Annotated in this window: 26 protein-coding genes; 17 read left to right on the top strand and 9 right to left on the bottom strand. The window is 71.0% G+C overall.

Annotation, left to right across the window (positions count from 1 at the left end):
* Positions 1–226: 226 nt before the first annotated feature.
* Positions 227–673: a hypothetical protein gene (locus ACZ6S0_RS36245; RefSeq protein WP_465923839.1), complete on the bottom strand. Its 447-nt coding sequence runs from the start codon at positions 671–673 to the stop codon at positions 227–229.
* Between the two features lie 61 nt (positions 674–734).
* Here ACZ6S0_RS36245 and ACZ6S0_RS36240 point away from each other — a divergent pair, with 61 nt between their 5' ends.
* Positions 735–1,616, top strand: a complete 882-nt coding sequence (locus ACZ6S0_RS36240) for a proline dehydrogenase family protein (RefSeq protein ID WP_465923838.1) — start codon at positions 735–737, stop codon at positions 1,614–1,616.
* Between the two features lie 89 nt (positions 1,617–1,705).
* Positions 1,706–2,500 carry a pyrroline-5-carboxylate reductase gene (gene proC / locus ACZ6S0_RS36235; RefSeq protein WP_465923837.1) on the top strand — a complete coding sequence of 265 codons (795 nt, stop codon included), beginning with the start codon at positions 1,706–1,708 and terminating at the stop codon, positions 2,498–2,500.
* A 94-nt stretch (positions 2,501–2,594) separates the two neighbouring features.
* Here the strand turns inward: proC and ACZ6S0_RS36230 are convergent, their stop codons facing one another.
* The 4 genes from ACZ6S0_RS36230 to ACZ6S0_RS36215 all read right to left on the bottom strand — a co-directional run bounded on the left by ACZ6S0_RS36230 (position 2,595) and on the right by ACZ6S0_RS36215 (position 6,111).
* A complete protein-coding gene (locus tag ACZ6S0_RS36230; protein WP_465923836.1) occupies positions 2,595–3,335 on the bottom strand; it encodes an ABC transporter permease in 741 nt (246 codons plus the stop codon).
* Positions 3,332–4,222, bottom strand: a complete 891-nt coding sequence (locus tag ACZ6S0_RS36225; RefSeq protein ID WP_465923835.1) for an ABC transporter ATP-binding protein — start codon at positions 4,220–4,222, stop codon at positions 3,332–3,334. Before ACZ6S0_RS36225 ends, ACZ6S0_RS36230 begins: the two co-directional genes overlap by 4 nt.
* A gap of 81 nt (positions 4,223–4,303) precedes the next feature.
* Positions 4,304–4,987 carry a response regulator gene (locus tag ACZ6S0_RS36220; RefSeq protein ID WP_465923834.1) on the bottom strand — a complete coding sequence of 228 codons (684 nt, stop codon included), beginning with the start codon at positions 4,985–4,987 and terminating at the stop codon, positions 4,304–4,306.
* Entirely contained in the window at positions 4,984–6,111 is a 1,128-nt protein-coding gene (locus tag ACZ6S0_RS36215; RefSeq protein ID WP_465923833.1) for a sensor histidine kinase, read from the bottom strand. The genes ACZ6S0_RS36220 and ACZ6S0_RS36215 overlap by 4 nt, the downstream gene beginning before the upstream one ends.
* Before the next feature lie 119 nt (positions 6,112–6,230).
* On the opposite strand from ACZ6S0_RS36215, the gene ACZ6S0_RS36210 reads away from it, so the two are divergent.
* The 9 genes from ACZ6S0_RS36210 (at position 6,231) to ACZ6S0_RS36170 (ending at position 13,523) form a co-directional block, all read left to right on the top strand.
* Positions 6,231–7,394, top strand: coding sequence for an acetoin utilization protein AcuC (locus ACZ6S0_RS36210; RefSeq protein ID WP_465923832.1), 1,164 nt, complete (start codon positions 6,231–6,233; stop codon positions 7,392–7,394).
* Between the two features lie 13 nt (positions 7,395–7,407).
* On the top strand, positions 7,408–8,190 hold the full coding sequence (locus ACZ6S0_RS36205; RefSeq protein ID WP_465923831.1) for a phosphatase: 783 nt from the start codon (positions 7,408–7,410) through the stop codon (positions 8,188–8,190).
* Between the two features lie 312 nt (positions 8,191–8,502).
* Complete coding sequence (locus ACZ6S0_RS36200; protein ID WP_026214222.1) at positions 8,503–8,706, top strand: helix-turn-helix domain-containing protein; 204 nt, start codon at positions 8,503–8,505, stop codon at positions 8,704–8,706.
* A 174-nt stretch (positions 8,707–8,880) separates the two neighbouring features.
* Positions 8,881–8,979: a 30S ribosomal protein bS22 gene (locus tag ACZ6S0_RS36195; RefSeq protein ID WP_018654693.1), complete on the top strand. Its 99-nt coding sequence runs from the start codon at positions 8,881–8,883 to the stop codon at positions 8,977–8,979.
* A gap of 22 nt (positions 8,980–9,001) precedes the next feature.
* Positions 9,002–9,997: an NAD-dependent epimerase/dehydratase family protein gene (locus tag ACZ6S0_RS36190; RefSeq protein ID WP_465923830.1), complete on the top strand. Its 996-nt coding sequence runs from the start codon at positions 9,002–9,004 to the stop codon at positions 9,995–9,997.
* Positions 9,994–10,905: a lysophospholipid acyltransferase family protein gene (locus tag ACZ6S0_RS36185; protein ID WP_465923829.1), complete on the top strand. Its 912-nt coding sequence runs from the start codon at positions 9,994–9,996 to the stop codon at positions 10,903–10,905. Before ACZ6S0_RS36190 ends, ACZ6S0_RS36185 begins: the two co-directional genes overlap by 4 nt.
* A gap of 93 nt (positions 10,906–10,998) precedes the next feature.
* Positions 10,999–11,793 carry an SDR family NAD(P)-dependent oxidoreductase gene (locus ACZ6S0_RS36180; protein WP_465923828.1) on the top strand — a complete coding sequence of 265 codons (795 nt, stop codon included), beginning with the start codon at positions 10,999–11,001 and terminating at the stop codon, positions 11,791–11,793.
* A 138-nt stretch (positions 11,794–11,931) separates the two neighbouring features.
* Entirely contained in the window at positions 11,932–12,510 is a 579-nt protein-coding gene (locus ACZ6S0_RS36175) for an RNA polymerase sigma factor (protein ID WP_465923827.1), read from the top strand.
* A gap of 2 nt (positions 12,511–12,512) precedes the next feature.
* On the top strand, positions 12,513–13,523 hold the full coding sequence (locus ACZ6S0_RS36170) for an LCP family protein (RefSeq protein ID WP_465923826.1): 1,011 nt from the start codon (positions 12,513–12,515) through the stop codon (positions 13,521–13,523).
* A gap of 83 nt (positions 13,524–13,606) precedes the next feature.
* Here ACZ6S0_RS36170 and ACZ6S0_RS36165 read toward each other — a convergent pair whose 3' ends face one another.
* From ACZ6S0_RS36165 to ACZ6S0_RS36155, 3 genes are read right to left on the bottom strand one after another with little or no spacing between them, the layout of a single operon-like run.
* On the bottom strand, positions 13,607–14,482 hold the full coding sequence (locus tag ACZ6S0_RS36165; protein ID WP_465923825.1) for an HAD family hydrolase: 876 nt from the start codon (positions 14,480–14,482) through the stop codon (positions 13,607–13,609).
* Between the two features lie 18 nt (positions 14,483–14,500).
* A complete protein-coding gene (locus tag ACZ6S0_RS36160) occupies positions 14,501–15,166 on the bottom strand; it encodes a DUF5667 domain-containing protein (protein ID WP_465923824.1) in 666 nt (221 codons plus the stop codon).
* 59 nt (positions 15,167–15,225) lie between these two features.
* A complete protein-coding gene (locus ACZ6S0_RS36155; protein ID WP_465923823.1) occupies positions 15,226–15,864 on the bottom strand; it encodes a sigma-70 family RNA polymerase sigma factor in 639 nt (212 codons plus the stop codon).
* A gap of 179 nt (positions 15,865–16,043) precedes the next feature.
* Between ACZ6S0_RS36155 and ACZ6S0_RS36150 the strand changes: the two genes are divergently transcribed.
* Positions 16,044–17,516, top strand: coding sequence for a putative quinol monooxygenase (locus ACZ6S0_RS36150; protein ID WP_465923822.1), 1,473 nt, complete (start codon positions 16,044–16,046; stop codon positions 17,514–17,516).
* Between the two features lie 12 nt (positions 17,517–17,528).
* Here ACZ6S0_RS36150 and ACZ6S0_RS36145 read toward each other — a convergent pair whose 3' ends face one another.
* Entirely contained in the window at positions 17,529–17,765 is a 237-nt protein-coding gene (locus tag ACZ6S0_RS36145) for a glutaredoxin family protein (RefSeq protein ID WP_465923821.1), read from the bottom strand.
* A gap of 115 nt (positions 17,766–17,880) precedes the next feature.
* On the opposite strand from ACZ6S0_RS36145, the gene ACZ6S0_RS36140 reads away from it, so the two are divergent.
* The 5 genes from ACZ6S0_RS36140 to hemB are packed head-to-tail and all read left to right on the top strand — an operon-like array spanning position 17,881 to position 23,249.
* Positions 17,881–18,558, top strand: a complete 678-nt coding sequence (locus ACZ6S0_RS36140; RefSeq protein ID WP_344876838.1) for a redox-sensing transcriptional repressor Rex — start codon at positions 17,881–17,883, stop codon at positions 18,556–18,558.
* Complete coding sequence (locus tag ACZ6S0_RS36135; protein ID WP_465923820.1) at positions 18,555–19,811, top strand: glutamyl-tRNA reductase; 1,257 nt, start codon at positions 18,555–18,557, stop codon at positions 19,809–19,811. Before ACZ6S0_RS36140 ends, ACZ6S0_RS36135 begins: the two co-directional genes overlap by 4 nt.
* Positions 19,808–20,728: a hydroxymethylbilane synthase gene (gene hemC / locus ACZ6S0_RS36130; protein ID WP_465923819.1), complete on the top strand. Its 921-nt coding sequence runs from the start codon at positions 19,808–19,810 to the stop codon at positions 20,726–20,728. The genes ACZ6S0_RS36135 and hemC overlap by 4 nt, the downstream gene beginning before the upstream one ends.
* A complete protein-coding gene (locus tag ACZ6S0_RS36125; RefSeq protein ID WP_465923818.1) occupies positions 20,725–22,269 on the top strand; it encodes a bifunctional uroporphyrinogen-III C-methyltransferase/uroporphyrinogen-III synthase in 1,545 nt (514 codons plus the stop codon). Before hemC ends, ACZ6S0_RS36125 begins: the two co-directional genes overlap by 4 nt.
* Entirely contained in the window at positions 22,266–23,249 is a 984-nt protein-coding gene (gene hemB / locus ACZ6S0_RS36120) for a porphobilinogen synthase (RefSeq protein ID WP_465923817.1), read from the top strand. The genes ACZ6S0_RS36125 and hemB overlap by 4 nt, the downstream gene beginning before the upstream one ends.
* Positions 23,250–23,397 lie beyond the last annotated feature (148 nt).

Raw genomic sequence — 23,397 nt, 5'->3', positions numbered from 1 at the left:
CGGACGGCGTGGGCGGACCCCCGGCGCGGTGGGTGTGCGGCCGGGGGTCCGCGTGGGTGGTGGCTCAGGCGGCGAGGTCGGAGGGGCGGGAACCGGGCAGGCCGGAGCCGCGCCACGGATTCTCCTCGGAGCCGGACCTCACGGCGCCGTGGGCGCCGCGGTGTCCTGATCGATGTATCGCAACAAATCGATCATTTGTCACTGGGGATGTCCGGATACGGACAGGTCACGCTTTCGCGCCGTCGACCACCTTGCGCTTGCCCAGGGGCTTCTTGAGCGTGACCGTGGTGGTCTTCTCGATCGCGATCATGATGCACGAGACGTTCCTGGCCTTGGGCGAGGTGCCCTCGTACAGGGTGATCGTGACCTTCTTGCTCGTCTCCGTCACCTTGACGCGGTCCAGCACCGTGCACGGCGCCACCCCGGACCACCAGGTGAGCTGGATCTTCTTGCCCTTCGAGACCGGCTTGGCCTTGGTCCAGCGGACCTTGTGGACGTTGATGGCGTCGCCCGTCGGCTTGACCGGCTCGGGAGCCTTCGTGGGGGTGGTGGTGACCGGCTGCGACACGACCGGGGGCTTCGCCGGGGCCGAGGAGGCGGCCCGCTCGACCGGTGGGGCCGTGCCGCAGCTCGTGGCGAGCACCAGACATCCGGCCAGGAGAGTCGCTGTCATAGTCCGCATACCCCTACGACGGATCACGCCCGCCGCCGGTTCACAGATTAGGGTGGTTCGCGTGCTGCGACAGGCCATGCTCGCCCTCTCCAGGAGTCGTCGTGCCGAGCGGCTCGTCACCACCTCGCCGCTGACCGCCGACGTGGTCAGGCGCTACGTGGCCGACGACGTCGGCGCCGTGGTCGGCGAGCTGACCCGCAGGGGCCTGCTGGTGACCGTCGACCGCCTCGGCGAGGACGCGACCGACGAGGCACAGGCCGCGGTCGCCGTCGCCGCCTACCTGTCGCTGCTGCGCCTGCTGCCCCCCGGCGCCGACGTGTCGGTCAAGCTGACGGCACTGGGGCTGCGGCTGTCGCAGCGGCTCGCGACCGCCAACGCCGCCGCCATCTGCGCCGCCGCGGCCGGCGAGGGCGTGACCGTGACCCTCGACGCCGAGGAGCACGACACCGTCGCCGGGCTGCACGCCGTGCACGCCGCGCTGCGCAAGGACCACGCCGACGTGGGCGTGGTGGTGCAGGCGTACCTGCCCGACTCGCTCGACCGGTGCGAGCGGCTCGACGGGGCCCGCGTACGCCTGTGCAAGGGGGCCTACACCGCGCCCGGCGGCCACACCAGGCCGGTCGACATCGACCGGTCCTTCGTCCGGTGCCTGAAGGTCCTCATGGCCGGCACCGGCTACCCCATGGTCGCCACGCACGACCCCAGGCTGCTGCGGATCGCCTCCACGCTCGCCGTCCTGCACGGCCGCGACGCGACCGGCTTCGAATACCAGATGCTGTACGGCGTCCGCCCCGACGAGCAGCTCCGCCTTACGGGGCTCGGGGCCCGGATGCGCGTCTACGTCCCGTACGGGTCCGACTGGTACGCCTACCTCATGCGCCGCCTGGCAGAACGCCCCCGCAACCTGACCTTCTTCCTGCGCTCGCTCGTGTCGCGGCACTGACGGGAGCCGCCCCCCGCCCAGAGCGTCCGAGGTCAGGGGTGCCAGCGGATAGGCTGCCAGATCAGCGTCTAGTTCATCGAGGGGCCGAAATGATCGCGATTCTGGGCACGGGCAAGATGGGCGAGGCCCTGCTGTCCGGGCTGTTGCGGGCCGGGTTCAAGCCCGGCGACCTCATGGTGACCACCCGTAGGGCCGAGCGGGCCGAGGCGCTGCGCGAGACGTACGGCGTGCGCGCCGTGTCGAACGCCGAGGCCGCCAAGGCCGCCGACACCCTCATCCTGGCCGTCAAGCCACAGGACATGGGGACCCTGCTGGCCGAGATCGCCCCCTTCGTCGGCGCCGAGCGCCTGGTGATCAGCGCGGCGGCCGGCATCACGACGGCCTTCGTCGAGCAGCGGCTCGGCGTCGAGGTGCCCGTGGTGCGGGTCATGTCCAACACGCCGATCAGGTTCGACGAGGCGATGAGCGTCATCTCGGCGGGCGCGCACGCGGGCGAGGAGCACCTGAGGCTCGCCGAGGGGCTGCTGGAGCCGGTGGGCAAGGTGCTGCGCATCCCCGAGTCGCAGCAGGACGCCGCCACCGCGCTCTCCGGCAGCGGCCCCGCCTACTTCTTCTACCTGGTCGAGGCCATGGTCGACGCGGGCATCCTGCTCGGCATGCCGCGGGCGGCGGCGCTCGACATGGTCACGCAGTCGATCGTGGGGGCCGCGGTGATGTTGCGCGACTCCGGCGAGCATCCGGTGATCCTGCGCGAGGCGGTCACCTCGCCCGGCGGCACGACGATCGCGGCCATCGCGGAGCTGGAGCGGCACAGTGTGCGCGCCGCGTTCCTGGCCGCCATCGAGGCCGCCCGCGACCGCAGCCGCGAACTCGCCGCCGGCTGAGCGGACTTGCCGCCGGCTGAGCGGACTCGCTGTTGACTGAGCGCTCCCGGCGGCTGAGCGGACTCGCCGCCGGGTGATGCGCCTGCCGGAGCGACTACGCGTCCCGGCGCTGGAGCAGGACGGCTCCCACGATCAGGGCCGCCGCCACCCAGGCGAGGTAGACCGCGTACCCGCTCCACGGCCCCAGCGAGCCGTTGCTCCCGCCGGAGACGATGAGCTGGCCCGCGTTGGTGGTGAAGTGCTCGGCCACCGTCCTGCCCCACGCGCCGGGGAGCTGGGCCGACACCGTGGGCAGCACCATGATCAGCGCGATGGCCGCCACGATCGCGCCTGGCGTGTGCCTGATCAGCGTGCCGAGCCCCAGCCCGAACAGCCCGCACGCGGCCAGGTAGAGGCCCGACCCGAGCGCGGCGCGCACCACCTCGGACGCCTCCACCGACGGAGGCCGGAGGATGATCAGGCCGGCGGCGATCGCGGCGGCCGACGCGACCACGCAGACGACCAGCGAGATCGCCACGAACACCACGACCTTGCCGGTCAGCAGGCTCAGCCGCTTCGGCACGGCCATGAGCGAGGTGCGGATGCCCCCGGTGCGGTACTCGCTGGAGATCACCAGGACGCCCAGGGTGGCCATGGACAGCGAGGCGAAGAGGCCGCCGTTGAGGCTCGACATGATCGCGTCTCCACCCGGGACCGGCCCCTGGGCCGAGTTCTTGAGCGAGAGGCCGATGAGGACCGCGAAGCCCAGCATCAGCAGGGCGGTGACCGCCAGGGTCCACACCGTCGAGCGCACCGAGCGGATCTTGGTCCATTCGGACCTGAGAATGTTGATCATGAGGAGAACTCCAGGCTGTCCTTGGTCAGCTCCATGTACGCCGCCTCGAGCGAGGGCGGCACGAACGTCAGCTCCTCCAGCGGCAGCCCGGCCCGTGCCGTGAGGGTGCCGATCTCGAGGGTGTTCATCGCGGTCACCCGCAGGTGGTCGGGGTGCAGCTCGCCCACCTTGACCAGCTCGGCGACCTCGGCCAGGCGGGGCGAGCGGACGCGTACGTAGCCCTGGGAGCTGCGCCCGATGAACTCCCGCACGCTCGTGTCGGCGATGAGCCGGCCCCGGCCGATCACGATCAGGTGGTCGGCCGTCTGCGCCATCTCGCTCATCAGGTGGCTGGAGACGAACACGGTCCGCCCCTCGGCCGCCAGCTTGCGCATGAGCGTGCGGATCCAGAGGATGCCGTCGGGGTCGAGCCCGTTGACGGGCTCGTCGAACAGCAGGATCTCGGGGTCACCGAGCAGCGCCGCGGCGATGCCCAGCCGCTGCGACATGCCCAGCGAGAACCCGCCCACCCGCCGCTTGGCCACCTCGCGCAGGCCGACGACGTCCAGCACCTCGCTCACGCGCCGGTCAGGGATGCCGTTGCTCTGCGCGATGGCCAGCAGGTGGTTGCGGGCGCTGCGCCCACCGTGCACGGCCTTGGCGTCGAGCAGCGCGCCCACCTTGCGCAGCGGGTGCCGCAGCTCCGCGTACGGCCGTCCGCCCACGAGCACCGAGCCGCCCGAGGGGCGGTCGAGACCGAGGATCATTCGCATGGTGGTCGACTTGCCCGCGCCATTGGGGCCGAGGAAGCCGGTCACCTGACCCGGCTCGACGTCGAACGACAGGTCCGCCACGGCGACGGTGGCGCCGTAACGCTTGCTCAGGCTCGTTGCCCGTATCGCGGTCATGGCACCCAGCGTGCCGTCGCGGGCGTCGCTTTTCTTCCTGCCGGGGAACCGTTCGCGCGGCGGTGGGGTAGGACTCTGGTCCTACTCTCCTGGGTGGATCAGCCCGGCCTCGTAGGCCACGATCACGGCCTGCGCCCGGTCCCTGACGCCGATCTTGGCGAACAGGTTCGTCACGTGGTTCTTGACGGTCGAGGGGGAGACGGCCAGGTCTTCCGCGATCTCCGCGTTCGACCTGCCGCGGGCGATGAGCACGAGGATCTCCCGCTCGCGCTCGGTGAGCCCGGCCAGCGCGGCGGGCGTCTGACGGGGCGGCGGGGTGCGGACGAACGTGCCGATGAGCCGGGTCAGCAGCCGCGGCGCGACGGCCGACTCGCCGCGGTGCACCACGCGCACGCCCACGATCAGCTCCTCGGGGGAGACGTCTTTGGGCAGGAACCCGTCGGCGCCCGCGCGCAGCGCCGCGACCACGTTCTCGTCCAGGTCGAACGTGCTCAGGGCGAGCACCCGCACCCCCGGCAGCTCGGCGGTGATCCGCTCGGTCGCGCGCACGCCGTCGAGGCCCGGCATGTGCAGGTCCATCAGCACCACGTCGGGACGCAGCCGCCTGCTCAGCTCCACCGCCTGCTCGCCGTCCGCCGCCTCGCCGACCACGTCGAGGTCGGGCTGCGCGTCGAGCATGAGCTTGAAGCCCATGCGCACGAGCGCGTGGTCGTCGGCCAGCAGGATCCTGATCCCCTCTCCTGGGGCCTTCTCCGTGGCGGTCATGTCGTCTCCAGCGGGATGTGGGCGTGCACGCGGAATCCTCCCTCGGGACGAGGGCCCGTGGTGAGCCGGCCTCCGCACAGGGCCACCCGCTCGGCCATGCCGCCGAGCCCGAACCCCGGCGTGCCGTGGCCCAGGGCGAGGCCGTCGTCGAGCACCTCGACCTCCACGGCGGCCGGCTCGTAGACCAGGCGGACGCTGGCCCTGGCGCCGGTCGCGTGCTTGCGGGTGTTGGTCAGCGCCTCCTGGACGATCCGGTAGACGGCGTGGTCGACGGCGGCGGGCAGCTCGACCGGCTCTCCTGTCACGGTCAGGCTCGCGGGCAGGCCCGCAGAACCGGCCTCCTTGATCAGTGCGGGCAGCCGTTCCGCGCCGACCCCGGTCGCGGCGTCCGGACCCTCGTTGCCGTCGGCCCTGAGCACGTCGAGCAGGCGGCGCATCTCCGACATCGCCTGGCGGGCGGTCTGCTCTGCGCTCTCCAGCGCGCCCCTGGCGACCTCGTGACCTGGTGGGAGCGTGGCCCGCGCGCCGCCGACCAGCGCGTTGATCACGGTGATGTGGTGCGCGACCACGTCGTGCAGCTCTCTGGCGATGCGCCGCCGCTCGGCGCGTACCGCCGCCTCGGCGACCTCGTGCCTGCCGCGCTCGTTGAGCTCGATCCTGAGCCGGACGAACTGCCCGGCCCCCACGAACACGCCGACCGTGACCAGGGCCGCCAGCCAGCCGCCCTGCGCCCGCAGGCCCACCTCCATGACGACGGCGTAGCAGGCGTAGGCGACGGCCGTGGCGGTCGCGGTGGTGCGGCCGATGGTGTAGCGGCCCAGGCTGTACATGGCGATGGCGGTGGGCAGGTTGGTGATAGCGATGGTCTGCGTCAGGATGGCCACGGAGTCGATGGCGGTCACCGCGGCGGCCGTCACGATCGGGTGGCGGCGGCGCATGAGCAGGCACACCATGGCGAGCAGATAGTGCGCCAGGGTCAGGGAGTCTCCCACCGTGCCCCGGGCGGTCAGGGCGACCAGCGCGATGAGCGCAGGCAGGGCCAGCACGGCCACTAGCGTCCGGTCGAAGACCTTCGGACGCCGGAAGAACCGCACGGTCTTCATGAAGGCCCGCGCCACGCGCACGCCCAAACACTAAATCACCGCTGCTCGAAGCTCGGCCCCGGCGGCGAACCCGGGCTACGACCCGGTGTCCGCGCTGCGGTAACGTCTGCGCAAGGCGAGGGACACGCGGAGGGGTTGGCATGAGCCGGTCGGCACGGGTGATCTGGGACGACGCTCTCACCTCCTACAACTTCGGGCCCAGCCATCCGCTGGCGCCCGTGCGCGTCGAGCTGACCATGGCGCTCGCCCGTGAGCTGGGCGTGCTCGACAAGGTCGAGATGGCCGGCTGCGTCCCCGCGAGCGACGACGAGCTGGCCATGGTGCACGACCGCGGCTACATCGAGGCCGTCAAGCGCGTGTCCGCCTCGGGCCTGCCCGACCCCGCCGCCGGGCTCGGCACCTCCGACAACCCCGCGTTCAAGGGCGTGCACGAGGCGTCGGCGCTGATCGCCGGCGCCACGCTGGCCGCGGCCCGCTCGGTCTGGGAGGGCTCGGCCGAGCACGCGGTCAACGTCGCCGGCGGGCTGCACCACGCGATGCCGGCCCTGGCCAGCGGGTTCTGCGTCTACAACGACCCGGCCCTGGCCATCGCCTGGCTGCTGGAGCAGGGGGTGGGCCGCATCGCGTACGTGGACGTCGACGTCCACCACGGCGACGGCGTGCAGACGGTGTTCTACGACGACCCCAGGGTGCTGACGATCAGCCTGCACGAGAGCCCGCGCACGCTGTTCCCCGGCACGGGCTTCCCCGAGGAGACCGGGGCCGACGGCACGGCCGTCAACGTGGCGCTCCCGGCCGGCTGCGGCGACTCAGGCTGGCTGCGGGCCTTCCACGCGGTCGTGCCGCCGCTGCTGCACGAGTTCGGGCCGGAGATCCTGGTGACCCAGCACGGCTGCGACAGCCACGCGCTCGACCCCCTGGCCAACCTCATGCTCAGCGTCGACGGCCAGCGGGCCGCGTACGCCGCCCTGCACCGCCTGGCGCACGAGACGGCCGGCGGGCGGTGGATCGCGACCGGCGGGGGCGGCTACGAGCTGGTGCAGGTGGTGCCGCGGGCGTGGACCCACCTCATCGCCGAGATGGCCGGTCACCCGATCGACCCCGACACGCCGACGACCCCTGACTGGCGCCAGTTCGTACGGGACAGGACGGGGGAGCTGCCACCCCTCACGATGACGGACGGTCGAAATCCGGAATTTCGTGACCTGTCTGGTGGTTATGATCCAGCGGACCCCATTGACCGTGCGGTCATGGCGACCCGGCAAGCGGTGTTCCCCCTGCACGGCCTCGATCCGATGCCCTGACGAGGAATAAGCAGTGCTCACCCGCGACGAACTTCGAGATCAGCTTGTCCGCAGCCGGATAGCCGGCGATGTCGCGACCTCCCGGGAGAACAACCTCGACCACTACAGCTCGCTGGCCAACGGCGACCCCTACTACGCGCTGGGGTTGACGTTCGACCAGCCGTGGTCGTACCGCGACATTCTCTCGCTCATGGCCAAGTCCGCGGGCGTGGTCTCCGATCCCGGCCACCGCTGGGGCCAGGACACCATCGATCCCGACCTGACGATCGACGCGATCGACGCGATGGCCGAGCGCATCGCCACAGTGCTGTCGCGGCCGAGCCCGCGCGTCCTGTTCGCCACCGGTCACCCCACCGGTCTGCTGGCCGTCCACCTGCCGCTGGCCGCCCTCTGCGCGGCCAGGGGCGCGGTGCTGCTGACGCCCGGCGAGGGGTGGACGTACGCGGGGTCGGGGTTCGGGCGGCCGAGGGGGATCAGATACCTGCAGGAGATCGCCATGCTCGACGACAAGGGCGCCCTCGTGCACACCCACGACGCGGACCCGATGCGGCACATGCTCGCCGAGCTCGACGGAGATCTTCCCGACCTGGTGATCGCCGACCACGGCTGGGCGGGGGCGGCAGGGGAGGCCGGCGTGTCGACGGTGGCGTTCGCCGACTGCAACGACCCCGGGCTCTTCCTCGGGGAGGCCGAGGGCAAGATCGACGTGGTCGTGCCGCTCGACGACAACGTGCTACCACGCCATTACGCTCCGCTGACCGAGAGACTGGTCACACAGGTCTCACGAGCCCTTTGAGTCGAAATCGGTCATCCCCATACTGTCTTTTCGCGCCTGCATTCCAAGAGGCTCGCTGTCCCTTTGCCAACTTTTGATGGGCCTCCGGCGACTCTTATGTGAGGCGACTTGGACAGTTCCAACGTCCAGGTGAGGTGCTCGGCCAGGCTGCTGGCCAGCGACTTCGCTGGTTCGGCTGACATGTGGCTCCGTCAACTGAGAAAATAGGGGGTTTGCGCACTCGGAGTCCCGACTTACGCTGACGGCAGTACACGTGCGTGAGCAATGGCACCAGTGGGGATAACCCGGAAACACGTGCGGAAGAGGCGTCCGATGGGTGCAGGCGAAAGACCTCTCAGCGAGGTGAAGTTCCTGACCGTCGCAGAAGTGGCGACGGTCATGAGGGTGTCCAAGATGACGGTGTACCGGCTCGTGCACTCTGGCGAGTTGCCGGCCATCCGTGTCGGCCGGTCGTTCAGGGTGCCTGAGCAGGCGGTACACGACTATCTACGGGAGGCCTACATCGAGGCAGGTTGATGTAGCGACACGCCCGGTCGTGTCGTGAGTGCTGTCGCGGGAGAGGCCCGGCCGACGCTGGTACGGCCGGGCGCTCACCCCCCAATGGGCGATCTACCGTGGATCGCCGGTAGTCTGTGAGCCGGTGTGCGCTCGCACTCCGATTCAGACGTGCTATCAGTACCTGGGGGTCCCGTGGGCTCTGTCATCAAGAAGCGCCGCAAGCGGATGGCTAAGAAGAAGCACCGCAAGCTGCTCAAGAAGACGCGCATCCAGCGGCGTAACAAGAAGTAACCGACGCTGCTGCGAGGCGCTGATGACCCACACCGTGCTCGTCACCGGGGTCTCGCGCCACATAGGCGCCCGCGTGGCGAGTGTTCTGGCGGCTGATCCCGGCATCGGCCGCGTCATCGGAGTGGACACCGTGCCGCCCCCCTCGCTCACGCGAGACGGCGGCGTCACGCTCGGGCGGACGGAGTTCGTCCGGGTGGATCTGCGCAGCCCCGACATCGCCCAGGTGATCGCGGCCGCGGACATCGACACCGTGGTGCACATGAGCCTGGTCAGCGCTCCGTCGAAGAGCGGTGGCAGGGCGGCCATGAAAGAGCACAACGTCATCGGCACCATGCAGTTGCTCGGTGCGTGCCAGCGGTCGGCGACCGTGCGGCGCGTGGTGGTCCGCTCCACCACCGCCGTCTACGGCTCGTCCCCCCGTGACCCCGCGGTGTTCACCGAGGACCTCGAGCCCAACGAGGGCCCCGTCCACGGTTACGCCAAGGACGCGGCCGAGGTCGAGAGCTACGTGCGCGGTTTCGCGCGGCGCCGTCCCGACGTGACGGTGTCGCTGCTGCGCTTCGTCAACTTCATGGGCCCCGGCGTCGACTCGCCGCTGACGCGTTACTTCACCCAGCCGGTGCTGCCGACCGTGTTCGGCTTCGACCCGCGGCTGCAGTTCGTCCACGAGGACGACGCGGTCGAGGTGTTGCGCCGGATGGCGACCGAGGATCACCCCGGCACGTTCAACGTGGCCGGGGCGGGCGTGCTGCTGCTGTCGCAGTGCGCCAGGAGGGCGGGACGGCCGTCGTTGCCGCTGGTCTCGCCCGCCTTCAAGGTGCTCGGCGGCGCCGTGCGCCGGCTCGGCCTGGTCGAATACTCGCCCGAGCAGGTCAGGCTGATGAGTCACGGCCGCGCGGTCGACGCCTCCAGGCTGGAGGCCGAGCTGGGCTGGAGGCCCAAGTTCAGCACCGGTGCCGCCTACGACGACTTCCTGCGTTCCCGCGGTCTGCGCCCGATCGGGGGTGTGCGCGTGTGAGCGTTCCCCATGGGGAGCACGAGGGGCGGACGGCCCGCGTGATCCCGATCAGCGCGGCGCCGTCGTTCGAGGAGTCCGAGCCCATGGCCAGGCTGCTGGCCTTCCTGGAGCGGCGCGTCAGGGGCGACTACGAGGTCGACGAGTTCGGCTACGACGCCGAGCTGACCGACAAGGTCGTGCTCGAGCTGATCAGGCCGCTCTACAACCACTGGTTCCGGGTGGAGATCCGCGAGCGGGAGCACGTCCCCGACGACAGCGGCGCCCTCATCGTCGCCAACCACTCGGGCACGCTGCCGATGGACGCGCTGATGTTGCAGGTGGCCATGCACGACGAGGTCGGCCGGCCGCTGCGGCTGCTCGGCGCCGACCTGGTCTACCAGTTGCCCGTCCTCAGCCACCTGGCCCGCAAGACGGGCCACACGCTGGCCTGCCCGGAGGACGCCGACCGGCTGCTGCGCAAGGGCGAGGTGGTCGGGGTGTTCCCCGAGGGGTTCAAGGGCGTCGGCAAGCCCTACTCCGAGCGGTACAAGCTCCAGCGCTTCGGCCGCGGCGGCTTCGTGTCGTCGGCGATCCGCGCCGGGGTGCCCATCGTGCCCACCGCGATCGTGGGGGCCGAGGAGATCTATCCCAAGATCGGCGACCTGCGGCTCGTGGCCAGGATGCTGGGGTTGCCCTATCTGCCGATCACGCCCTTCTTCCCGCTGCTGGGGCCGCTCGGGCTGGTGCCGCTGCCGTCGAAGTGGATGATCGAGTTCGGCGAGCCGATCCGTACCGACGAGTTCGAGCCGGCGGCGGCCGACGACCCCATGCTGGTCTTCAACCTCACCGACCACGTGCGCGAGGTCATCCAGCAACTGCTCAACGAGCTGCGGCTGCGCAGGGGCCACGCCTTCCCGCCCTTTCTCTGAGCGTCCTGACTCTCCGAACGCGGATGCGCAACCCCGCGGGATCCCCCGGTGTTCTCCGATCGATCTGATCGCACACCGAAGGGAAATCTCCCCATGGATCTGCAGCTTTCCGGCCGCGTCGCCGTCGTCACCGGCGCGTCCAAGGGCATCGGGCTCGCCGTCGCCCGCACCCTGGCCGAGGAGGGCGCCCACGTCGTCGCCGCCTCCCGTACGGCGCCGGACGTCCCCGACCTCAAGGTGACCCACGTCGCGGTCGACCTGATGGACCCGCAGGCGCCCGAACGGGTGGTCGCGCGGGCGGTGGAGGAGTTCGGCGGGGTGGACATCCTGGTCAACAACGCCGGTGGGCCGCCGCCCGGGGTCACGCTGCCGCGCGTCGGCTTCATGACGCCGGACGACGCCGACTGGCGGGCGATGTTCGAGTTCAACCTGTTCGCGCTCGTCCGGACGGTGCGGGCGGCCGTACCGGTGATGCTGGAGCGGGGCGGCGGGGCCATCGTGAACGTCTCCTCGACCATGAGCCGGCAGCCCTCCGCCCTGAACGTCGACTACGGCGCCGCCAAGGCGGCCGTGACGGCGCTCAGCAAGTCGCTCTCCGAGGAGTTCGGCCCCCGCGGCGTCCGGGTGAACACCGTCTCGCCCGGTCCGGTGCTGACCGACTGGTGGACCAAGGACGGCGGCGCGGCCGAGGTCATCGCCGGGATGGCCGGCACCGACAAGGACAGCGTCATCTCCCAGGTGGCTCCTGAGATGATGCGGCTCACCACCGGGCGACTCGTGCACCCGCAGGAGATCGCCGACACGGTCGCCCTGCTGGTCTCGCCCCGCTCGGGCAGCACCACCGGCGCGGAGTTCGTGGTCGACGGAGGCCAGCTCAAGGAGCTGTGAGCCCGTTCCCGGCTCCATCCGGAGGAGGATAGGGCCGGGAACACCTCCGCCGGACCGCGGCGGGCGTTCGGGGCCGTGAACCCAGACGGCGGGTTGTGGCAAGACATCCGTGACCGATCCCCCTACAGAAGGGCGGAGATGACCACGCAACCCGCCATCAGGGGTGCGGACTCCGAGCTGGTGAGCGCCTCGCTGACCGAACCCGAGGCGTTCGCCGAACTGTTCGACCGCTACTCCGCCATGCTCTACCGGTACGCCTCCCAGCGCCTCGGCCCCGAGCCCGCCGAGGACCTCGTCGGCGAGACGTTCCTGGTCGCCTTCTCCCGGAGACAGAGCTACGACCTGGCCTGCCAGGACGCCAGGCCGTGGCTCTTCGGCATCCTCACCAAGCTCATCTCCCGGCACCGCCGCACCGAGGCCGCCCGCTACCGGGCCTTCCTGCGTGCCCCTGTCGACTCCGCCGTGGAGTCGCCCGCCGACCGGGTCGCGGCCGGGGTGAGCGCCCAGGCCGTACGCACGGAGCTGGCCGGCGCCCTGGCCGGACTGCCCGCCAAAGACCGTGACGTGCTGCTGCTGATCGCCTGGGGCGACCTGACGTACGAGGAGACCGCGCGGGCGCTCGGCATCCCCGTGGGAACCGTGCGCTCCCGCCTCAACAGGGGCAGGCGGAAGGTGCGGGCCGCGCTCGGCGACGCCAACCCGATGGAGGAGGAGTGAAGATGGACGACCTGAAGCTGCTCCGCGATCTCGGGGCCGAACTGACGCACGAACCGCCCGCCACGCTCGTCCGCCAGCGTGACCGGCTCCTGCGCGACCGGCCACGGCGCAGGTGGTCCGGGTGGTGGACGGCCGGCCTCGTCGCCGTGGCCACGGCCGCCGCCGTGGTGGTGCCGACGACGTTCACCGCGGTCCGCCACCTGGCCGCGCCACCCGCGGGGACCGACACAGTGGACGTGAGCGGCACCCGCAACGTGCTGGTCATCGGCTCCGACACCCGCGAGGGCGCGGGCAACGAGCAGTACGGCCCCCAGTCGGCCAGGCAGAACGTGGGCCAGCGCTCCGACACCATCATGATCATTCACGTGCCGGCCGACAGGGGCCGGGCCACCATCGTCAGCGTTCCGCGCGATTCGATGGTCCAGATCGCGCGCTGCGGCTCGGATCCCGCCCGGCTGGGCATGATCAACTCGGCGTACGACTCGGGTGGCGCCGCCTGTCTCAGGACGACGCTGGAGAAGCTCACGGGACTACGCCTGCACCACACCGTCGAGGTGGACTTCACCGGTTTCAAGGACATGGTGGACGCGCTCGGGGGCGTGTCGGTCAAGGTGCCCCAGCCGGTGGACGACCGCGAGTCGAAACTCAAGCTGCCCGCGGGTGAGCAGGTGCTCGACGGGGAGGAGGCGCTCGGCTACGCGCGGCTGCGCCGCTACGGCGACGGCTCCGACGTCGCCAGGATCAAGCGGCAGCAGGTGCTCGTGCTGGCGATGCTGAAGAAGGCGCAGCGACAGCTCGTCGCCGATCCCGCCAAGTTCAGGAGCCTCGCCACGGCGGTGCGCGGGTCGGTGAAGACGGATCTCAGCCTCGAGGAGCTGTACGAGCTGGGCACGCAACTCGCGAAGGTCGAGATGAAGACCGTGTCCGTGCCCTGGGAGCCCGCCAAGACCGACGTCAACCGGCTCCAGTGGAAGCAGCCGGAGGCGGACGAACTGTTCGAGTCGCTGAAGTAGCCGAAGCACACGGGCCTACGGGCGGACGCGGCAGAGGCGGCGCAGGGCGATCCTGCGGGGTCGACGGGCGGGCGCGGCAGGGGTCACGGGCGGTCGCGGTAGAGGCGGCGCAGGGCGATGCCCGCGGCGACGCCGCCCGCGACCGCGCCCACCCCGGCCGCGATGGGCAGCGCCGCCATCGTGGCCTTGCGGCCGGTGCGGAAGTCCTTGATCGGCCAGTCGTGCTTTCTGGCGTGCTCGCGCAGCTCGTTGTCGGGGTTGATGGCCACCGCCCGCCCGACGAGCGAGAGCATCGGCAGGTCGTTGGCCGAGTCGCTGTAGGCGGTGCACCTGGTCAGGTCGATCCCCTCGCGGCGGGCCAGCGCGCGCACCGCCTCGGCCTTGGCTGGACCGTGCAGCAGGTCGCCGACCAGCCGCCCGGTGTAGACGCCGTCGCTGGTCTCGGCGACCGTGCCGAGCGCGCCGGTCAGGCCGAGCCGCTGCGCGATGACCCTGGCCAGCTCGACCGGGGTGGCGGTGACCAGCCAGACCCGCTGGCCGGCGTCGAGGTGGCTCTGGGCGAGCGCGCGGGTGCCGCCCCAGATGCGGTCGGCCATGACCTCGTCGTAGATCTCCTCGCCGAGGCGTACGACGTCGTCGACCTTGGCGCCCGCGACGAACGCCAGGGCCGTCTCCCTGGCGACGGCGATGTGCTCGGGGTTCTCGTTGCCGCGCAGCCGGAAGACCGCCTGCCCCACGGCGAACCTGAACAGGTCGGACGTGGTGAACAGCCCGCGCGTGGCCAGCCCCCTGGCGAAGTGGTAGATCGACGCGCCCCGCATCATCGTGTTGTCCACGTCGAAGAAGGCCGCGACCCGAAGGTCCGGCTCGACAGGCGGCACGGTGACCGCGGCCCGCGCCGCCGCCTCACCGGCGACCTCGGGCCGCACTGCCTGTCGTCGTCGCATAAGCCGCCACATGCGCTTCAGCTTACTTTCCTACTCAGGCGCGACCAGTCCTTCTATGTAGTCGAGATAGCCTTCTGCCTGCGCGAGTTGGTCGTCGTCGAGCTCCTGGAGCATCGGCTTGACGGCCTCCTCCTGATCTTCCGCGAACTTCTTGATCTTCGGAGAGCGCGGCTCCGCCCGTTCGAGCCGGCTGATGCCGGCCCGGGTCGACTCCTCCATGTCCTTGAGCGTCTTGTCGACCAGAGGGCCCTCGACCGACGAGCCGAGCAGGCTGGCGACCTCCTTGGCGCGGGTCTGGGCCGAGTCGAGCTCGCGCCGGCCGCGTTCGGCCTCGTCGGCGCTGAGGCGTACCAGCGTGCTCTCCGCGGCGCGCTTGAGCGGGTAGAGCGTGTCGCCCGGCACGGCCCGGTAGGTGGCGAACGAGGAGACCATCATCGCCGCCGCCAGCCCCACGGCGGCGAGCTGGGACAGCAACGGCTGCCGCCGTGCCGGCCGCTGTGTCGCCCGCCCTCGACGCCGCCGCCGGTGTCCGGCCGCCCGCGCGGGCGGCTCGGGCTCCGGCTCGATCGCGCCGGACAGCAGCTCGGCGCGCAGCCGTTCCCTGAAGGCGGGCTCGGGGGCGCCGCCGAGCGGCAGCTCGCGCAGCTCGGTGAGGTGCGCGAGCAGGCGCTCCTGCCGCTCGCGCGCGCTACTCATGAGTGCTCCCTGACCGTTGCGGCCACGACATCTGCCTAACGAAGGGCGCATGGGGGAGGTTACGCCAGGTCGTGCTTGAGTGCCCTGGCCAGCGCCCGTACGGCACGGAACTGCAGCGCTTTGATCGCTCCACTCTTCTTCCCCATGATCAGCGCGGTTTCCGCGAGCGAGAGGCCGTGCAGGAAGCGCAGCACGACGCATTCCTGTTGTTCGGGATTGAGATCTCGTACGGCACGCAGCACCCGGTCGTTGATGATGGCCGTGACCACGGCGTTCTCGGGGATGTGGGAGCCGTCGAGCGGAACGTCGATCACCTCTCCCGTCGGGATCTCCAGCCGGTAGCGGCCCGACTTGAAGTGGTCGGTCACCAGGTTTCTCGCGATGGTCACGAGCCAGGCCCCGAAGTCGCGGCCCTGCCAGGTGAAGTCGCCGATCCTGCGCAGCGCCCGGAGGAAGGTCTCGCTGGTCAGGTCTTCGGCCAGCGGGTGGGAGCCGACCCGGAAGTAGATGTAGCGGTAGACGAGGTCCACGTAGCGGTCATAGAGCGTGCCAAACGATTGGTTGCATCCGTTCTTGGCCTCCATCACCAGCGAGCGGAGGTCGTCGGGCGGGTCTTCGCGCACGGCGACCTCGCCCGTCCGGGCAGGTCCAGCGACCGCTGGCGCCAGCAGCCCGGCGAACGGCGACGAGTCAGGCATCCGGTATCCCTAGGGGTAAGGGGTGCGGCGTGCTCGAACACTCTAGAAATCAACCGGAAAATCCACAATCCACAGCATGCTTGCATGACTAGGTGTAATCGGCGGATACCGTGGTGGACCGACCCGTTCCCTCTTCGGCTACCGGCTGGGAGGCATCGTCCGGCAGCATTGGAGTCACCATGGAGATCCTCGTTGCTGTCATAGCTTTTGCCGGTGCGCTCCTGGCCGCGATCGCGGCGGGCGCCCTGATCCAACGACTGCGCGACGATCCCGAGGGATGGTTGATCGCCTGGACCGTTGCAGTCTGTGCGCTGTGCCTGTCCCTGGGCGCGATCGGCATCGGCTATCTCGCGGGCTTCGGCGGCGTCACGTTCCGGATCTACCAGGTGACAGGGTCGTTGCTGGCGCCGCTCTGGCTGGCCGTCGGTCTGGTGCAACTGCTGTCGGAGAAGGTGCCGCCCCGGTTCCTGGCGTGGCTGCTCGGCATCGCGCTGACCTTCGTGGCCACCGTCATCATGGTCCTCGACCCGCTGAAGACCGACGACATGAGCAGGCTCCTGCCCTCGGCCGCCAACCACTGGAACGTCTTCCCCAGCTACCTGATGGTCGGCGTGCACGCGGTCGACCTGGTGCTCATGCTGGCGATGCTGGTCGTGGCCGGGCTCAAGTGGCGCGGCGGCGACGAGTACGACACCGACAACCTGCACGCCACCCTCGTCATCGTCCCGTCGGGGCTGGCCGTCGTGGGCGCGATGCGGTTCGCGGTGCCGCCGCTGTTCACCACGGCGCTGCTGGCCGTGGCCGCGGCGGCGGTCTGGTACACCGTGCTGCGGCCCCTGGCGCCGTACGAGGACGACGACGAGGACGACTTCGACTCCGACGGCGACGCGCGGCCCCCGCGCCGTGACGAGCGCTCTCAGCGCCGCGAGGAGCGTGCCCAGCACCGCGAGGAGCGTCCCGTGGCGCGCGACGAGCGCCAGATGCCGCCGGGGGAGCGCCCGATGTTCCGCGACGAGGTGCCCCAGCAGGGCGGCGGCCGCCGGGGCGGGCCCGAGCCGGTGCCCGCCGCCGACCCGCCGGCCGCGCCGCCGCGCCGGTCGTCGGGGCTGGGAGACCTGGTCGCCGAGTACCGGGCGGGCGACAGGGAGGTCGACTACGCCTCGCGGATGACGCCGCCGCCCGACGCCGGCCCCTCGACCGGCTACATCATGAACGGCACGCCCTCGCGGCCCGACTACGCGATGCCCGGCACCGGCGCCGTCTACCCCGGCGCCGAGCTGTTCACGCCCGCGGCGCAGCAGCAGGCCGGCTCCGGCAGGCCCGCGCCGGACATCTACGGCCTGCTCACCGTCTTCACGATCATGGACGGCGCGGGCGACGCGTTCGACCGGCTGGCCGAGGCGACCGTCGAGGCCGTGCGCCGCGGCGAGCCCGACACGCTCATCTACGTCTGCCACGCGGTGAAGTCGGCGCCGCTGCAGCGCATCATCTACGAGCTCTACCGCGACGAGGTGGCCTACCGCGACCACCAGCGGCAGCCACACGTGGAGCGGTTCGTCAACGACCGGCAGGCCATGGTGCTGGCCACCAACGTCATCGAGCTCAACGTCAACGCCGCGAAGGTGATGCCGCTCCCGATGGCCGCGTACTGACCCGAGGCCCCGCTACGCGCCGAGCGCGGCCCGCAGACGGGCCTCGTCGACCCGCCAGAAGTCGTGCTGCACGCCGTCGACCAGCGTGACCGGGATCATCTCCCCGTACTTCTCCATCAGCTCCTCGGAGGAGTCGATGCCGATCTCCTCCCATGGCACGCCCAGCTCGCCCGCGACCCTGGCGATGATCTCACGCGCGTCGTCACACAGGTGACAGCCGGGCTTGCCGAGCAAGGTGATGCGGTGCATGGAGCAACCGTACCCCGCCGACTTTGTGCATCGGTTCACAAAGGGATTAACCTGAAAGACGGTTCGATTCCGTTCACGCGGTCCCCAAGCCGCCCGTCCCCTGGAGCACCGGCACGTGAAGAGCGCGTCCCAGCCGCGTGACCGCGGCATTCCCGAGGCGACGGTCGCGAGGCTTCCGTTGTACCTCAGGGCGCTGCACGGGATGGCGGAGCGGGGTGTCGCGACCGTCAGCTCGGAGGACCTCGCCGTGGCCGCCGGGGTCAACTCGGCCAAGCTCCGCAAGGACCTGTCGCACCTCGGCTCGTACGGCACCCGCGGCGTGGGCTACGAGGTCGAGTACCTCGTCTACCAGATCTCCCGCGAGCTGGGCCTGACGCAGGACTGGGCGGTCGCGATCGTCGGGGTCGGCAACCTCGGCCGCGCGCTGGCCAACTACGGTGGGTTCGTCTCCAGGGGCTTCCGGGTCGCGGCGCTCGTGGACGCCGACCCCGAAGTCGTGGGCGACACCATCGCGGGGTTGAATGTGGAGCACATCGACGAACTGGAAGCCGTGATCAAACGGCGTGGAGTCTCGATCGTGGTTCTGGCGACACCGGCGGCAGCGGCGCAGAAAGTGTGCGATCGCGTGATCGCCGTGGGCGTCACCAGCATCCTGAACTTCGCCCCAGTCGTGCTGTCCGTGCCAGAAAGCGTCGATGTCCGTAAAGTCGACCTATCAATCGAACTGCAGATTCTCGCGTTCCACGAGCAACGCAAGGCTGGGGGGCCACTCATGGCGGTGGACGGTCAATGAGTGTTCTGGCTATCGGACTCAGTCACCGGACGGCTCCGGTGGCCCTGCTGGAGCGCGTCTCGGTCGCGGGCGACGCGCTGGTCAAACTGCTGCACGACGTGCAGCAGGACCCCTGCGTCGCCGAGGCGATGGTGGTCTCGACCTGCAACCGGGTCGAGGTCTACGCGACCGTCGACCGGTTCCACGCCGCCGTCACCGCCGTCAGCACGCTGCTGGGCACGCACTCCGGCGTGCCCGCCGAAGAGCTGACGCCGCACCTCTACGTGCACTACGAGGAGCGGGCGGTCGAGCACCTGTTCTCCCTGGTGTGCGGCCTCGACTCCATGGTGGTCGGGGAGGGCCAGATCCTCGGGCAGGTACGCCAGGCGCTCAAGCTGGGCCAGCGCCACGGCACCGTGGGCGCCACCCTCAACGAGCTGGTGCAGCAGGCCCTGCGGGTCGGCAAGCGGGCCCACCACGAGACCGGCATCGACAAGCACGGGGCCTCCCTCGTCTCCGCGGGCCTCGCCCTGGCGGGCGACCTGGCCGGGCGGCGGGCGCTGGTGGTCGGCGCGGGCTCGATGAGCTCGCTGGCCGCCGTCACGCTCGCCCGCGCCGGGGTCACCGACATCGTGGTGGCCAACCGCACGTACGAGCGGGGCGCCCGGCTGGCCGAGTCCGTCGGGGGCCGGGCGGTCGGGTTCGCCGCCGTGGCCGGCGAGCTGGCCGGGGCCGACATCGTCATCACCTGCACGGGCGCGGGCAAGCACGTCATCACGCCGCCGATGCTCACGCGGCCGGCGTTCCTGCTGGACCTGGCGCTGCCGCACGACATCGACCCGGCCGTGCGCGAGGTGCCCGGCATCACGCTGGTCGACCTGGAGACGATCAAGGACTCGGGCATCGGCTCGCGCGAGGGCGACGCCGTGCAGTCCGTACGCGCGCTCGTCGCGGACGAGCTGCGCGCCTACCTCGACGCCGAGCGGGCGGCCAAGGTCACCCCGACCGTCGTGGCGCTGCGCAGCAAGGCGGCCGGGGTGGTCGAGTCGGAGCTGGGCCGCCTCATGCTGCGCATGCCCGACCTCGACGAACGGGCGCGCGACGAGGTCGCCATGACCGTCCAGCGGGTGGTCGACAAACTGCTTCACGAGCCGACTGTGCGTGTCAAGCAGCTCGCCACCTGCCCAGGAGGCGATCATTATGCGGAAGCCCTGCGTGAGCTGTTCAACCTGGATCCGAAGATGCCCGAGGCCGTGAGGGAGGTGGAGCTGTGACGTCCCGGTCCGGCGCGCTGCGGCTCGGCACCCGCCGCAGCCTCCTGGCGACCACGCAGTCCCAGACCGTGGCCGACGCCTGCACCGAGCGCACCGGGCGCGCCGTCGAACTCGTCGGCGTCACGACCTTCGGCGACGTCACCAAGGCCCACCTCGCCCAGCTCGGCGGCACCGGCGTGTTCGTCAGCGCGCTGCGCGACAAGATCGCCGAGGGCGAGATCGACTTCGCCGTCCACTCGCTGAAGGACCTGCCGACCACGCAGGACCCGCGCTTCACGCTGGCCGCCATCCCCGCCCGCCACGACCACCGCGACGCGCTGGTCGGCGCGCACAAGTTCGCCGACCTGCCGCCCGGCGCCCGGGTCGGCACCGGGTCGCCGCGGCGCGTCGCCATGCTCAGCGCGCTGCGTCCCGACCTCGAGTACGTGGCCATCCGCGGCAACGCCGACACGCGCATCGAGAGGGTCAAGTCGGGTGAGCTGGACGCGGTCGTCCTGGCCACGGCCGGCCTGACCAGGCTCGGCCGCGGCGCCGACATCGCCCAGGTCTTCGAGATCGAGGAGCTGCTGCCCGCGCCAGGACAGGGCGCGCTGGCCGTGGAGTGCGGCTCCGACCGGCCCGACCTGATCGAGCTCCTGAGCGTGCTCGACGACCCGCACACTCGCTCCGCCGTGACCGCCGAACGCGCCGTGCTGAGCGCCCTGGAGGCCGGGTGCTCGGCTCCGGTGGGTGCTTTCGCGCTCGATGACGGGCACACTCTGAACCTGACCGCTGTGGTCGTCTCCATCGACGGCCGCGAAGCGGTCCGCAAGTCCGCCGCCGGCTCTCCTTCGGAGTCAGCGAACCTGGGCCGCCTCCTCGCGGCCGAGATGATCGCCGAAGGGGCCGACAGATTGATGGGGGAGCATTCCCATTGAGCTCCGATAGTCCAACCTCCGGTTTCGTCGCGTTCGTGGGCGCGGGTCCCGGTGATCCCAACCTGCTCACGCTCCGCGCCGCCGAGCTGCTCGGCAAGGCCGACGCGGTGGTGCTCGACGAAGAGACGCAGACCCCGCTGCTGCGTCACTGCCGCGAAGGCGTCGAGATCGCCGAGGGCGACTTCGTCCAACGCGCCGCACGCGGGCAGCTCGTGGTACGCCTGGTCGAGGGCGACCCCATGCTGTTCTCCTCGATCACCGAGGAGGTCGCGGCCTGTGCCGCGGCGGAGGTGGACTTCGAGATCGTGCCCGGCGTGCCGCCCGCGACCGCCGTGCTCACCTACGCCGGCATCCCGTCCGCGACCGACGTGCCCGAGTTCCGGGTCGTCGACGCCGCCCAGGACCAGGACTGGGCCGTGCACGCCGCCTGCCGCGGCACGCTGGTCATCTACAACGGCATCGGCGACGCCGTGGCCATCGGCAAGGCGCTGGTGGCCGGGGGCAAGCCCGACACCACGCCCGTCGCGGTCAGCAGCGGCGGCACCACGACCGAGCAGTACACCGTGGTGTCCTCGCTCGGCCGGCTCCAGGCCGACCTCAAGCACGCCGGCATGACCGAGCCAGGGCTGATCGTGGTGGGCGAGGCCGTGCGGATGCGCGACAAGCTGTCGTGGTTCGAGACCAAGCCGCTGTTCGGGTGGCGGGTGCTGGTGCCGCGTACGAAGGAGCAGTCGCGCAGCCTGTCCGAGCAGCTCATCTCGTACGGCGCGGTGCCGGAGGAGGTGCCGACCATCTCGGTCGAGCCGCCGCGCACCCCGCAGCAGATGGACCGCGCGATCAAGGGCCTGGTCACCGGCCGCTACGAGTGGGTGGCCTTCACCAGCGCGAACGCGGTCAAGGCCGTCCGCGAGAAGTTCGAGGAGTACGGCCTCGACGCCCGCGCCTTCGCCGGGCTCAAGGTGGCCGCCGTGGGCGACGCGACCGCGCGGGCCCTGGTCGAGTTCGGGGTCAAGCCCGACCTGCTGCCGTCCGGTGAGCAGTCGTCGGAGGGGCTGGTGGCCGAGTGGCCGCCGTACGACTCGATGCTCGACCCGATCAACCGGGTGCTGCTGCCGCGGGCCGACATCTCCACCGACACCCTCGTGGCCGGGCTGACCGAGCTGGGCTGGGAGTGCGACGACGTCACCGCGTACCGCACCGTGCGGGCGGCCCCGCCGCCCGCGCCCATCCGCGAGGCCATCAAGGGCGGCGGCTTCGACGCCGTGCTCTTCACGTCGTCGTCCACCGTGCGCAACCTCGTGGGCATCGCGGGCAAGCCGCACAACGTCACCGTGATCGCGGTCATCGGGCCGCAGACGGCCAAGACGGCCGACGAGTTCGGGCTCCGGGTCGACGTCATGGCCGACAAACCGTCCGCCTCAGCCCTGGCCGCCGCGGTGGCCGAGTTCGGGGCCAAACAGCGCCAGGCGGCCCTGGCGGCGGGCGACACGCCGCGCAGGCCCTCGCAGAACCGCAGGGGCGCAAGAAGGAGAGCGAAATGAGCGCGCGATTCCCCGTCGCCCGCCCCCGCAGGCTGCGGCGCAACCCCGCGCTGCGCCGGATGGTGGCGGGCACCAGGTTGCACCCCGCCGACCTGATCCTGCCCATGTTCGCCAAGGAGGGCATCGCCGAGCCGCAGCCGGTGGCCTCGATGCCCGGCGTCGTGCAGCACACCCGTGACTCGCTGCGCAAGGCCGCCCGCGAGGCCGCAGAGGCGGGCGTCGGCGGGATCATCCTGTTCGGCGTCCCCGCCGTGAAGGACGCCCGCGGCTCGGCCGCCGACGACCCCGACGGCGTGCTGCAGGTGGCCCTGCGCGACGTGACCGCCGAGGTCGGCGACGCCATCGTGGTGATGGCCGACACGTGCCTCGACGAGTTCACCGACAACGGGCACTGCGGGATCCTCACCCCGTCCGGCGACGTGGACAACGACGCCACCCTGGAGCGGTACGCCTCGATCGCGGTGGCCCAGGCCGAGGCCGGGTCGCAGATGGTGGCGCCGAGCGGGATGATGGACGGCCAGGTGGGCGCCATCCGCGCCGCCCTCGACGGGGCCGGTCACGCGAACGTGCCGATCCTGTCCTACTCCGTCAAATACGCCTCCGCCTTCTACGGCCCGTTCCGCGACGCCGCCGAGTGCGCGCCGCAGTTCGGCGACCGCGGCACCCACCAGCAGGACCCGGCCGGGCCGCTGGACGAGGCGCTGCGCGAGGTCCGTCTCGACCTGGCAGAGGGCGCCGACGCGGTCATGGTCAAGCCCGCGCTGGCCTACCTCGACGTCATCACCCGCGTCCGCGACGAGGTGGACGTGCCGGTCGCCGCCTACCAGGTCAGCGGCGAGTACGCGATGGTCGAGGCCGCCGCGGCCAACGGCTGGATCGACCGGGACCGGACGATCATGGAGTCGCTGGTCGCGATCAAGCGGGCCGGGGCCGACCTGATCCTGACGTACTGGGCCACGGAGGTGGCACGAACGCTCTAACCAAGGGGTTTCCCGTCAACTCGTGGGACGTGTGGGTTAGAGTTGCATGACAAGTGCTGGTGTGTCCCGCGTGTGCGTTGGTGCAGACTCCGCTGGTCGCGCTGGCCGTGTGCCGCGGCCCGCCGCAGGCGCGGATCCCGCGACCTGC

The sequence above is a fragment of the Nonomuraea sp. NPDC051298 genome (assembly GCF_055586305.1).
The sequence above is the reverse complement of the archived record's forward strand: the minus strand, read 5'-3'. Positions and strand labels throughout refer to the sequence as shown.